General features: G+C 72.0%; 7 protein-coding genes. 4 read left to right on the top strand and 3 right to left on the bottom strand.

Annotated features, from left to right (window positions below):
* Window positions 1–91 precede the first annotated feature (91 nt).
* A complete protein-coding gene (locus tag AB0C75_RS04345; protein ID WP_362886902.1) occupies window positions 92–3343 on the top strand; it encodes a BTAD domain-containing putative transcriptional regulator in 3252 nt (1083 codons plus the stop codon).
* Here AB0C75_RS04345 and AB0C75_RS04350 read toward each other — a convergent pair.
* Together AB0C75_RS04350 and AB0C75_RS04355 are read right to left on the bottom strand one after the other, a co-directional pair.
* On the bottom strand, window positions 3330–5393 hold the full coding sequence (locus AB0C75_RS04350) for a sigma-70 family RNA polymerase sigma factor (RefSeq protein ID WP_362886904.1): 2064 nt from the start codon (window positions 5391–5393) through the stop codon (window positions 3330–3332). The genes AB0C75_RS04345 and AB0C75_RS04350 overlap by 14 nt on opposite strands.
* A 231-nt stretch (window positions 5394–5624) precedes the next feature.
* The gene (locus tag AB0C75_RS04355) at window positions 5625–6437 is read right to left on the bottom strand and encodes a helix-turn-helix domain-containing protein (RefSeq protein WP_362886906.1); all 813 of its coding nucleotides are present in this window, start codon (window positions 6435–6437) and stop codon (window positions 5625–5627) included.
* A gap of 338 nt (window positions 6438–6775) precedes the next feature.
* Between AB0C75_RS04355 and AB0C75_RS04360 the strand changes: the two genes are divergently transcribed.
* Window positions 6776–8209, top strand: a complete 1434-nt coding sequence (locus tag AB0C75_RS04360; protein ID WP_362886908.1) for an NAD(P)/FAD-dependent oxidoreductase — start codon at window positions 6776–6778, stop codon at window positions 8207–8209.
* A 324-nt stretch (window positions 8210–8533) separates the two neighbouring features.
* The gene (locus AB0C75_RS04365; RefSeq protein WP_362886910.1) at window positions 8534–10207 is read left to right on the top strand and encodes a SpoIIE family protein phosphatase; all 1674 of its coding nucleotides are present in this window, start codon (window positions 8534–8536) and stop codon (window positions 10205–10207) included.
* Between the two features lie 9 nt (window positions 10208–10216).
* On the opposite strand, the gene AB0C75_RS04370 is transcribed toward AB0C75_RS04365, so the two are convergent.
* A complete protein-coding gene (locus tag AB0C75_RS04370) occupies window positions 10217–11518 on the bottom strand; it encodes an MFS transporter (protein WP_362886942.1) in 1302 nt (433 codons plus the stop codon).
* Between the two features lie 142 nt (window positions 11519–11660).
* On the opposite strand from AB0C75_RS04370, the gene AB0C75_RS04375 reads away from it, so the two are divergent.
* A complete protein-coding gene (locus tag AB0C75_RS04375) occupies window positions 11661–12218 on the top strand; it encodes a MarR family transcriptional regulator (RefSeq protein ID WP_362886912.1) in 558 nt (185 codons plus the stop codon).
* Window positions 12219–12748 lie beyond the last annotated feature (530 nt).

The following is a 12748-nucleotide window of genomic DNA, read 5'->3' on the forward strand; positions in this document are numbered from 1 at the left end:
CCACCCGCCCCGGTCGTGGCGCCCACCCGCCGCTGGCGCGTGCGACGGGTGGACGCCGCGGGACACGACGTCGCCGGGACACAATGGCCACGTGCGGTATCTGATCCTGGGCGTCACCGAGGCGCGAGACGAGCACGGCGGGGAGCTGCCCGTCGGCGGAGCGCGGCTGCGCACCCTGCTCGCCGCCCTCGCCCTGCGCGCCGGACGGCCCGCGGCCGTGGCCGCGCTCATCGACGACGTATGGAACGGCGATCCCCCGCAGGACGCCCCCGCCGCCCTCCAGGCCCTCGTCAGCCGGCTGCGGCGCGTACTCGGCCGGGAGGCGGTCACCGGGACCCCGGGCGGCTACCGGCTGGCCGCCGGCCCCGACGACATCGACCTGTACGTCTTCGAGCGGCTCGCCCGCAGGGGCGCCGCCGAGCTCGACGCGGGCACACCCGAGGCGGCGGCCCGCACCCTGCGCGAGGCGCTCGCCCTGTGGCGCGGTCCCGTGCTCGCCGACCTTCCCGGGCGGGAACACGGGATCCAGGCCGAGGCCCACCGGCTCACCGCGCTCCAGCAGCGCATCGAGGCAGACCTACGGCGCGGGGCCACCGGGGGCCTCGTACCGGAGCTCAGAGAGCTCACCGCAGCCCACCCGTACCACGAGCCGCTGCACGCCCAGCTGTTGCGCGGCCTGCGTGCCGAGGGCCGGCAGGCCGACGCGCTCGTCGCGTACGAGGACGCCCGCCGGGCCCTCGCCGACGGGCTGGGCACCGATCCTGGACCGGAGCTCACCGCACTCCACCGGGAGCTCCTCGACGCCGGAGAGCCCGCCGCACCGCCCCCGGACGATCCGCACAGGAGCGAGGGCAACATCCGCCCCCGGCTCACCTCCTTCGTCGGCCGCGAGCCCGAACTCCGCGACATCCGCTCCGACCTGTCCCGCGCCCGCCTCGTCACACTCACAGGACCCGGTGGCTCGGGCAAGACGAGGCTGGCCGAGGAGGCAGCGGCCGGGCAGGGTGCCTGGATCGCCGAACTCGCCCCGCTGGACGACCCGTCCGCCGTACCGGGAGCCGTGCTCTCCGCTCTCGGCCTGCGCGAGACGGCTCTCCTGAAGGGCCGCTCGCACGACGGGCACGACCCCGGGGCCGACCCCACCGCGCGGCTCGTCGAGCACCTCGCGCACCGGTCACGCCACAGCCCCTTCCTCCTCGTGCTCGACAACTGCGAGCACGTCATCGCAGCGGCCGCGACTCTCGCGGAGACCCTGCTGACGCACTGCCCACGGCTGCGGATCCTCGCCACCAGCCGTGAGCCCCTCGGCGTACCGGGCGAGGCCGTACGCCCCGTCGACCCGCTGCCACCGGAACCCGCGCACCGCCTGTTCGCCGAGCGCGCCCGCGCCGTGCGGCCGGACTTCGACCCGGGGGCCGACTCCGCCGACAATCCACGCGCCATCGGCGAGATCTGCCGCAGACTCGACGGGCTCCCGCTCGCCATCGAACTGGCCGCCGCCCGGCTCAGGCTGCTCACCCCACGCCAGATCGCGGACCGCCTCGACGACCGCTTCCGGCTGCTCACCAGCGGCAGCCGCACCGTGCTGCCCCGCCAGCAGACACTCAGGGCGGTCGTGGACTGGTCCTGGGAGCTGCTGTCCCAGGACGAGCGGACCGTGCTGCGGCAGGTCTCCGTCTTCGCCGGCGGCTGGGACCTGGCCGCCGCCGAAGCGGTGGCGGGCCCCGACGCCGCCGTCCTGCTCGGCGCGCTCGTCGACAAGTCACTCGTGGTCGCGGCGCCCATGCAGGACGCAGACGGCGCAAAGATGCGCTACCGCCTCCTGGAGACCATCCACGAATACGCCTCGGAGCGGGCTGCCGAGAGACCGGACATCCTGACGGCCGCCTCCTCGGCCCACACCGCCTACTTCACCGCGCTGGCCGAGGAAGCCGATCCACAGCTGCGCTCCGGGGGGCAACTGCCGTGGATCCGGCGCCTGGAGACGGACCTCGACAACATCCGCGCCGCACTGCACCGCACGGTCGTCGACCGTCCGTCCGAGCGGGAGGCGCTGCGTCTGGTGCTCGCCATGGGCTGGTTCTGGTGGGTGTGTAACTTTCGTGTCGAGGGCATGGCCTGGGCGAACCGCACCGCCGCTCTCGGCGAGGACCCTCAGGACCCGGCCGACCCCCGCTACTGGCCCCGCATGCGCGTGCACATGCTGCGGTTCTTCCTCGCCGCGGAGAGCCGGCCGATCGAGAACCTGCACGAGGACGAGGAGTTCCAGGCACTGGTCAGCCAGGTCACCGAGGTCTTCGGCTCGGGCGGTCCGGAATCCGCCCGCTTTCCCGGACTGCTCTGGCCGATGACCTCGTACATGCGCCGCGAGTACACACCCGACGTGGCGCAGTACGACGTGGCGCAGTACGACGTGGCCGTCGCCAACGCCCGGGCGTACGGCGGTGACTGGGAGTACGGCGTCGCTCTGATGGGCCGCACCCACATGTTGATCGACACCCCTCGGGGTATGGACGGCATCGACGAGGACATCGCTGAGCTGCTCGTCCTGGCTCGTCGCGTCGGTGACCGTTTTCTGCTCGCCCAGGTGGCGAGCGCCGCCGGCGAGGCCCGGATGACGCGCGGGAGGTACGAGGAGGCGCGTGCGGCTTACCAGGAGGCACTGGCGCTCGCCCGGGAGATCGGCGCCCACGCGGAGGCACCCTTCCTGATCGCCCGTCTCGCGGAACTCTCCTACCGGGCCGGAGACCTGGACACGGCGAGGAAGGGCCTGGACGAGGCGGAGGCGGAAGCGGAACGCCAGCATGTGCAGGACGCCCGGGCCTACGTCGACTACCTGCGGGCCGCGGTCGCACTGAGCGAGGGGAAAATCACGCAGGCACGCCGGTACGCCGACGCGGCGGTCGGCGGCGAGCCGTACGGCGCCCGGCCACCGCAGTTCACGGCGGCCGTCCTCGGAGTCTCGGCGCGCATCGCGGTGCACGAACCGTCCGGCGGGCCCGCCGAGGGACTGCGCGGAATGGTGGAGGCGCTGCGGCTGGCCGTGACGTCCGGATGCGCGGACAATTTCACCGCTCATCTGGCCGAGGCGGCCGGGGACGTCCTGGCCGGGCTGGACCGGTTCGCGGTGTCGGCCCGGGTCCTCGCTGCGTCCGGGGCATGGCGGGCGAACGGTCCCCGCTCGGTGGTGGAGGAGGCCGAGGTGACCGCGACGGTGGAGCGGCTGCGTGAGGAGCTCGGCCTCCGGCGGTACGACGAGGAGAGCGCCCTGGGGCGTGGCCTGGCTCCTCAGGAGGTCCTCGGCCTCCTGACCGCGGTCGCCGAGGAGCTCAGCGACAACTGATGCGTGACTGCGCCCAGTCGGCCGGCACGACCCCGCCCAGCGGACCCGACGGCTCCACCACGAGCCGGATCGCCTCCACGCCCTCGATGCCGACGTCCACCGGTACGGCGGGCTCGTCGCCCCGGACCACGGGGGACTGCCACAGCCGCGCCCCCTCGCCGTCGTACACGGAGAAGCGCACGGCGCCGATCCCCAGGGCCAGGTCGTCGACCCCGACCATCGCCTCGTAGCGGGTGCACTCCCGGTTGAGCTGGACGGTCACCGAGGAGCTGGAGGGGGCCGTCACACCGTGGGCGTACGTCGTGGAGGCGATCGACAGCCCCTGACGCTGCCAGAACACACCGCGGCTCCGGCCGAGCACGATCTCAGGACCCGTGTGATCACCGGTGAGGGAGTACGCCAGCTCGTTGACCTGGTAGACCTCCGGCGCGGGCGGCGGCGGCTCCTTCGGAGGGGGTGGGGCCGGGGTGGGTGTGGGGGGCGGCGAGGGCTTCTTCGGAGGGGTCGGCGTCGGCGTCGGCGTGGGTGTCGGGGTCGGCTCAGGGGCGGGCGGCGTCTTCGCCGCGGGTGCGGCGGGCGGGGGCGGCGAGGGCTTCTTCGGAGGGGGCGGCGTCGGCTCCGGCGCGGGCGGGGGAGTGGGGGCGGCGGGTGCCGCGGCCGGCGGTTCGGCCACCGGCTTCTGCTCGGGCGCGGGCCGGTCGTCGCCGACCAGGGCCCACACCAGACCGGCGGCGACCGCCAGGGCCACCGCGGCGGCGATCCCGGCCTTCACCGGAGCGCCGAGGCCCTCCGACGCGGCGGCCCCGCCTGCCGCGCCGCTCCCGGAGGACGCGCCTCCGGTGGCCGCCGCGGCGGCTCCGGCACCGGCGGCCCCCGCTGCGCCGCCGGCCACGATGCCGGCCGCCTTGAGCGAATAGCCCGCGGCGAACCAGCCGATGACGGCGATCGGAAGAACGGCCGGGATCCCGGCGTTCACCCGGTCCAGCTCACCGGCGGCGATCCGGCACTTCGCGCACTCGTCCAGATGCTTGCGCAGCCCGCGTTCCGCCCGGGTGCGCAGGCCGCCCCTGGCATGAGCGCCGAGCCGGTCGGCGTACTGCCCGCAGTCGCCACCTGCTGTCAGCGACTGGCTGACATGGGCCTGCAGATAGGCCTGTTTGAGGCCTTCGCGGGCCCGGACGGCCAGAACCGCCGTGGCGTTGGCCGTCAGACCGAACAGGGGGGCGACCTCGCTGGGCGACTCCTCCTCCACCGTGGTGTGCCACAGCACGGCCTGCCAGCGCTCCGGCAGACTGCGGAACGCCTGCATGGCCATCGACCTGTCCGCCTCGTGCATGGCCAGCACATCGGCGCCCAGATCGAGGGTGTCGGTCTCCGAAAGCCCGGCGGAGCGGGTGGCCTGCGCGGCGAACACCGCGAAGTCGTCGACGAGATGCTCGCGCTTCGCGCTCCTGGTCCACGCGGCGGCGACATGCCGGACGGCCGTCATGAGGTAGGCACGGACGGCTTCCTCCGGCCCCTTCCCGCCGCGCACCGCCTGGAGCGTCCGCGCGAACACCTCGGCCGTCAGGTCGTCGGCGGTGTGCGCGTCCCTGCAGCAGGTGCGGGCATAGCGGCGCACCGCGCCGGAGTGGCGACGGAAGAGCTCCTCGTACGCCTGGTCGTCGCCCTCGCGCATCCCCTGGATCAACTGCGCGTCGGAGGGGCCGAGATCGGCCGACCCGGCGCGCCCCTCACGCTGCAGCGGGACCGCGTACACGGAGTCGGCGTACGCGCTGTCGGCGTACGGGGTCTCGGCGTACGGGGTGTCGGTGTTCACGGCGTCCGTGTTCACCGAGCCCGTCGCGCCGGGCTCCGGGGGCGTCCCGGCACCGGTGGACGCGGGCGGCCACGGGCCGGGCAGCACCGTGCCACCCTCGGCGGAGCCGTCCGGCCGCACGCCCCCGGAACGCTCCGGAGGCGACTGGCCCTGCGGCGCCGTGCCGCTGTTGCCCTTGCCCGTGGCAGCGACACCGTCGGACGGTTCTTGCTGCTGCGCGTCACCGCTCATCGCGGAGCCCCCGTAATGCACCCTCGGACCCGAAATACCGGGGCAACAGTGCCACAGAGCCACGGCGCGGCGAACCCCGGAGCGGAAGCAACCACTCGTCCGTGGTGTCTTCCGGTGCCCCGGGGGGTGATGTCACCCGGACGGGGAAGGAGCAACGCCCCCTGCCCGCACGGGTGTCCGGGATGTTCGGGGATGTTCGGGCGACGGAGCTCCTCCCGCCGGCCGAAGCCCCTACGCCGGATGCGGGCGCAGACCCTCCAGCAGGATGTCCAGCAGCCGGGCCGAGGCAGCGGCCTGGTGGGCGGGGTCGGGCAGAGCCGGTGCCGCCGTGGCGATGACCAGCAGCACATCGCCCACCGTCACATCACCCCGCAGCTGACCCGACTCACGGGCCCGGTCCACCAGCCTGCCCACGACCTCCAGCAGCTCGGCAGCGCCCGGGTCGTCGTCGAGCCCCTCCTCACCCGAGGAGGGGGCGCCGACCACCCGGAGCCCGGGCTGGTCCACTCCCTGCCGCTGATGCGGGACACGTGTCTCGCTGTCGGCCGTGCCTATACCCGCCGCCTCGGGCCGGTCGTCCGCCTCCGCACCGACGCGCAGCACCTGCGGCGGCAGCAGCCGGCCCGCGCCCGATGCCACCGAGGTCCGCAGGAAGCGGGAGAGCGCCGACCACGGCTCGTCCTCGTGGCCGAGGGCCGAGCGCGCCTGGTCGGTCAGCCGGGCGGTCTCCTCCTCGGCTATCCGGCGCACCAGCACGTCCTTGCTCGGGAAACGGCGGTAGACCGTCCCGACACCGACCCGCGCGCGGCGTGCCACGTCTTCCATCGGCGCGCCGTAACCCAACTCGCCGAACACCTCGCGCGCGGCGCGCAGGACATGTTCGAGATTGCGCTGTGCGTCCACGCGGAGCGGCGCGGACCGGGCCGTGGGGCCCGTCGCTCCTGCCGCCGCGACCGTACCTACCGCTGCCACGGGGCTCAGTCGCCCGTGGTCCTCATCTGTGGATGAGACAGCGCTCGGCCCATGCAGATCCTGAATGTGCATAACTTCCCCCGGTTATGACGTCTCCCCCCGGAGACTTCCCCGCCTGTCGGTCGGGGTGTGGACCTCAGTCCGAATCCGACACCCCAACGGGGTACGAACATAGTTGAGCCCGGGTCAATTCAGAAGGGGGTAGTTCCGCACGGAGCGCCCCCCGATCGGAGCAAGGACCGGTTGGACCCTGATTCGCCCCCTCTCCATCGCCCCTTCCGCCCCATCTGACCTGCACAGCTCCGGAAGCCGGCGAGGACCGCCGGCGGCGGGACGGCCGAGGAGCTCCGGTCACACAATTTGCCGGGGCTGTGGACAAACTCCGGACTCCGTTGCGTCATGGGATGGTGATGGCACCAGATTCCCGGGGGGCACCCCCCGGCACCCGGCCAAGTGCGCGCATTCTCGTCGTCGGCGGCGGCTACGTCGGGATGTACACCGCGCTGCGTCTCCAGCGGAAGCTCCGGCAGAGACTGAAGAGCGGTGAGGCCGAGATCGTGGTGGTCACCCCCGAGCCCTATATGACGTATCAGCCGTTCCTGCCCGAAGCCGCCGCCGGCTCGATCTCGCCGCGCCATGTCGTCGTGCCCCTGCGCCGGGTCCTGAAGTACTGCACGATCGTCATCGGCGAGGCGGAGCGCGTCGACCACGCCAAGCGCACCGTGACCGTCGCGACGCTCGCCACCGGCGAGGACGGCACCGGCGCCCTGGAGATCCCGTACGACGAGATCGTCCTCGCGCCCGGATCCGTGTCGCGCACCCTGCCCGTCCCCGGCCTCGCCGACTTCGGCATCGGCTTCAAGACCGTCGAGGAAGCCATCGGGCTCCGCAACCACGTCATCGAACAGATGGACATCGCCTCGGCCACCCGGGACCCCGCCATCCGTGACGCGGCCCTCACCTTCGTCTTCGTCGGCGGCGGATACGCCGGTGTGGAAGCGCTCGCCGAGCTCGAGGACATGGCCAGGTACACCTCGCGCTACTACCACAACATCAAGCCCACGGACCTGAGATGGATCCTGGTCGAGGCGACGGGGCGCATCCTCCCCGAGGTCGGCGAGGCCATGGGCAGGTATGCCGTCAGGGAACTGCGGGGCCGCAACATCGACGTACGGCTCGACACCCGTCTGGACAGCTGCGAAGGCCGGGTGGCCGTGCTCAGCGACGGCTCACGCTTCCCGACCCGCACGCTGGTGTGGACCGCGGGCGTCAAACCCGCGCCGATCCTCGCCGCCACCGACCTCCCCCTCACGGACCGCGGCCGCATCCGCTGCACCGCCGCCCTCTCCGTCGACGGCACCGAACACGCCTGGGCCGCCGGTGACGCCGCGGCCGTCCCCGACCTCACCTCGTCCGAGCCGGGCACGGACACCGCGCCGAACGCCCAGCACGCCGTGCGCCAGGCCAAGGTCCTCGCGGACAACATCCTGGCCACGCTCGCGGGACGGCCGGCCGAGGACTACCGGCACTCCTACGCCGGTTCCGTCGCCTCGCTCGGCCTGCACAAGGGCGTGGCCCATGTCTACGGGCGCAAGCTCAAGGGATATCCGGCCTGGCTGATGCACCGCGTCTACCACCTCAGCCGCGTACCCACGTTCAACCGGAAGGCGCGTGTCCTTGCCGAGTGGGCCCTGGCCGGACTCTTCAAGCGAGAGATCGTCTCCCTCGGCTCGCTCGAACACCCGCGTGCCGAATTCGCCCTCGCCGCCCGGGGACACGCGCACCCGGGCCCGTCGGACGACACCCCGCCGAAGAACGGCAGGCCACCGGGCACATCCGGCTGATCCGCCGTACGCCGCCCACCGGTACGCCCCTGGAACGCCCGCAGTTCAGCGGATGGACCGACCGCCGTACGGCAACTGTCAGTACGGCCGGTCACACTGGGCGTGTGACGATAGGTGGGCTCACACCTGCGCAGAGTTACCCGGCAGGCAGTCACCTACAGTGACCGGCAGCGACGGCCACCAGCACGAAAGAAGCCCCCGGCCCCCGGCACCCCGGCCCCGCATGAGACATGAGAACCGGACGGGGAGCCACCGGCCGGCAGGACCAGCAGAAGAAGCAGCTCGCCCGAGCGGACCAGACCGACACACGAGGCCAGAAATTCCGTGAACTTCACGCGCTGGAGCGCCCGCCTTCCCGGAACGCAGCGCCGAGCCGCCGCGCGGGACGACCAGAGTTCCGTACCCGCCGCCCGCGCCGAGTCCCTACGGCCCAGCACCGCGGCCGCACCACCGGACGAGACCTCGCAGCCCCCGGCTGCCGGCCCCTCACCCGAGGCCCTGCCGGCCGGAGAGCTCCTCGGACGGCTGCCCGCCCCCGTCGCGCTGCTCCACGGCTCCGAGCACCGCATCACCTACGTCAACGCCGCCTACACCACGGCCTTCGGCCCACGCCCCTGCGGCGCGACCGCGGCCGAGGCCATGCCCGAGCTCGCCGAGCTCAGCCTGCTGCCCCTCATGGACCAGGTCCTGCGCAGCGGCACTCCGCGTACGGTCAAGTCCCGCAAGGTCCTGGCCGGCAACTCGTACACGGTGACCTGCACCCCCGTGGCCACCGGCAGCCCGGACGGGCCCGACGGGGAGACGGGCGTCCTCGTCTACGCCACCGATGTCACCGACCACGCCGAGGCGGCGGAGAGGCTCCGCGCCAGCGAGCGCCGCCACCGCGAAACGGCCGTCACCCTCCAGCGCTCCCTGCTCCCGCAGGATCTCGAACAGCCCGACGACCTGCGCATCGCCGCCACGTACCAGCCGGGCGGCACGGACGCCGCGGTCGGTGGCGACTGGTACGACGTCATCACCCTGGGCGCCGGCCGGACCGCGCTCGTCATCGGCGACGTCATGGGGCGAGGCGTGCGGGCCGCCGCCGTCATGGGCCAGCTCCGCACCGCCGTCCGCGCCTACGCACGCCTCGATCTGCCGCCGCACGAGGTGCTCCAGCTCCTCGACGTACTCGCCGCCGAGATCGACGCCAGCCAGATCGCCACCTGCGCCTACGCCGTCCACGACCCGAACGAGGGTCATCTCGTCTACGCGTCCGCCGGTCACCTCCCGATCCTCGTGTGCGACGAGGACGGCACGGTCCACCGCGCCGCGGACCCGACAGGACCGCCGCTCGGCACGGGAGGCACGGGAGGCTGGGTCCACACCTCGGGGACGATTGCCCTGCCGCCCGGCTCCACGGCCGTGCTCTACACGGACGGCCTGGTCGAACGCCGCAGTGAGGACATCGACGAAGGGGTGGCCTCCCTGGAGCGCGCACTCTCGGGCGCCAAGGGATCACCCCAGGTCGTCTGCGACCGGCTCATCCGTTCCCTGGGTGTCACCGCGGAGCACGACGACGACGTGGCGGTCCTCGTGGTCCAGCACCCCGCCCGCACGGGTACGAGCGCGGAGCTCTTCCACAACGCCTCGCTCGAACTGCTCGGCGGCATCGAGGCCGCCCCCAGGGCACGCGCCTTCGCCACGGGTGTCCTGACGTCCTGGCGCTTTCCCGTGGAACTCTGCGACCTGGGGGTGCTCGCCGCGAGCGAGCTCGTGGCGAACTCCCTCCAGCACGGCACCCCGCCCATGCGCCTCGGCCTGCGCCGGACCGACCGCAGGCTGATCATCGAGGTGACGGACGGGGACGACCACCTGCCCCGGCGCCGCCGCGCCGAACCCGCCGACGAGGCGGGACGCGGCATCTCCATCGTCGCGACCATCGCCTCGTCCTGGGGCAGCCGCCGTACCCCGGGCGGAGGCAAGGCGGTCTGGTGCGAATTCGCACTCCCGGACTGACCCCGGCTCTCAGTGCACGGTGGTGGGCGCGGTGACCGCAGGACCGCTCTCCGGCAGCGACACGGCGACCACCCGGGACGGCACCGTCGCGAGCGACGGATTGTCCTGTACGGGGGTGAGTCGCCGGCCCAGTTTGAGGGCCAGCACGGTAATGCCCAGCGAGAACAGCACGAATGTCACGATGTACGGCCCGTGCAGCGCAGCGCCCATGGGCCCGCCCACGGCCGGCCCGACGGCCAGGGCCAGCTGCTTCACCAGGGCGAACGCCGAGTTGTACTGACCGACCATGGCCTGAGGCGCCAGATCGGCGACCAGCGGCGCCACCGTCGGCGACAGCATCGACTCACCCAGTCCGAACAGGGCGTACGTCGAGATCATCGCGGCCGTCGCCATGGTCTGGCTGCCGTGCCCGAGACCCGCGTACCCCGCCACGATCCAGGCGAAGGCCCAGATCAGACCGACGCACGCGATGACACGGCTGCGCCGCCGCCGCTCCACGAGACGGAGCACGACGAACTGCGCGATGACGATGACCGCCGTGTTGGCCGCCAGTGCGATGCCCAGGGTGGACGGATCGATCCCGGCGGCCTCGGTGCCGTAGGCCGCGAGACCGGACTCGAACTGTCCGTAGCAGGCGAAGAAGATCACGAAGCCCAGCACGCACAGCTGCACCATGGCCCGGTGCGAGAGCAGCACCCGCAGCCCGGCCTTCGGCGCTGTGCCGTCGGCGGGCACCGGGGCGGCGAGCGAGGGGGCACGGGGCAGGCGCACCGTGGCGGCGACCACGCCGAGCACCACGAACATCGCAGCTTCGATGAGGAACAGCAGGGTGAAGCTCGACGGCCTGCCGACGTCCACCAGCTGCCCCCCGACCAGACCACCGATGCCGAGCCCGAGGTTCTGCAGGAAGAACTGCATGGCGAAGGCGCGTGTGCGGGTCCCGGCGCTGGAGCACCAGACCAGCATCGTCGCGAGGGCCGGCTGCATGACAGCGGTGCCCGCGCCGAGGACGGCGGCGGAGAGCACGGCCGACGTCACACCGTTCGCGACGCCCAGAGCACAGGCGCCCACGGCGGCCGCGGCGGCGGCGACGATCAGCACCGGCAGGGGACCGCGCCGGTCGATGGCCCTGCCCGTGAACGGCAGCACGGCCAGCGCCGCCATGGCGAAGACAGCCAGTACGACACCTGCCGTACCCGCACCAAGATCCCGCACCTGTGCCACGTAGACGTACAGATACGGGACGGTGAACCCGAGGCCGAACGCGCTCAGCGCGCTGCCCAGCTGGATCCGCCGCAGCGCTGCACCCATCTCCCTGGTCACACTCACCTACCTCAAGACAGAAAAAACCTTCAAGAACACAGACTCATAGACTTTAGCACTAAAGTTAGATGCTGAACTCTTCAGCCTGAAGGACTTCGAAGGCAACGAGGGGCGTGCGATACTGCCCGCCATGTCTGAGACCACCGAGCAGCCCGAGCTCCATGAGCCGAGCCTCGACGAGCAGATCGCCGCCTACCAGCGCGAGTTCCGGGATCTCGACCCGCAGGTCGAGCAGATCGTCTCCGCGCTGGGCCGGCTGAATCGCCGGATGAACGTCGCCTACGGCAGACAGGTCGCCGCACTCGGCATCAGCAACGCCGAGTGGGAGGTGCTCAAGACCCTGGTCCTGTCCGGCACCCCGTACCGGCTGGGCCCGGGCGAGCTGGCCAAGCGGCTCGGGCTCACTCCCGCAGCGATGACCCATCGCATCGACCGCATGGCTGGCGAGGGCCTGGTCACGAGGGACAGGGACGAGAAGAACAGGGTGCGCGTCATCGTCGAGCTGACCGACGAGGGCCGTACGAAGTGGCTCGAAGCGATGAGGATGGCCACCACCTTCGAGGAGGACCTTCTCCAGGACCTCTCTGGTGACGAGCGCGGGGCGCTGGGCGAGATCCTGATCCGGCTCCTGCGCCGCGTGGAGGACGAGCAGCCGGACGCCGGCGGCCGGCTCACCGACCTGGACTGACGGCCACCTGGGGGGCGGTGGCAGGGGGGTTTGACAAGCACCCCTCGCGTCCGTAAGGTTCTTCGAGTTGTCACGGAGCCGGTACGGTTCTGCGACAGCCGATCCCGCCGCGAATGCGGCAACCAAACTCAGCACGATCTCCCACCGGGGAGAATTTCGGCATGCCGAAATTCAATTCCTGGGCTCGATTATGAGTCGCCGGAGGAATCCGCTAGAGTTTGGGCGTCGGAACGGCCCAGCGGCCGGGATGACAAACCCCGCTGACTGGGAATCAGGCCCGAAAGGATCTGATAGAGTCGGACTCGCCGGAAAGGGAAACGCGAAAGCGAAGAACTGGAAAGCGAATCGGTGGTAATTTAACTGCCGAGCAGGAACTGCAGGATCCCGCTTCGACCGGGAATCGGACACGAAAGAGTCTGATAGAGTCGGAAACGCAAGAACAGAAGGGAAGCGCCCGGAGGGCCCCGGTGAAACGGGACCGAAGGAAGCGTCCGTTCCTTGAGAACTCAACAGCGTGCCAAAAGTCAACG

The sequence above is a fragment of the Streptomyces sp. NPDC048565 genome (assembly GCF_040650935.1).
Taxonomy (GTDB): Bacteria; Actinomycetota; Actinomycetes; order Streptomycetales; family Streptomycetaceae; genus Streptomyces.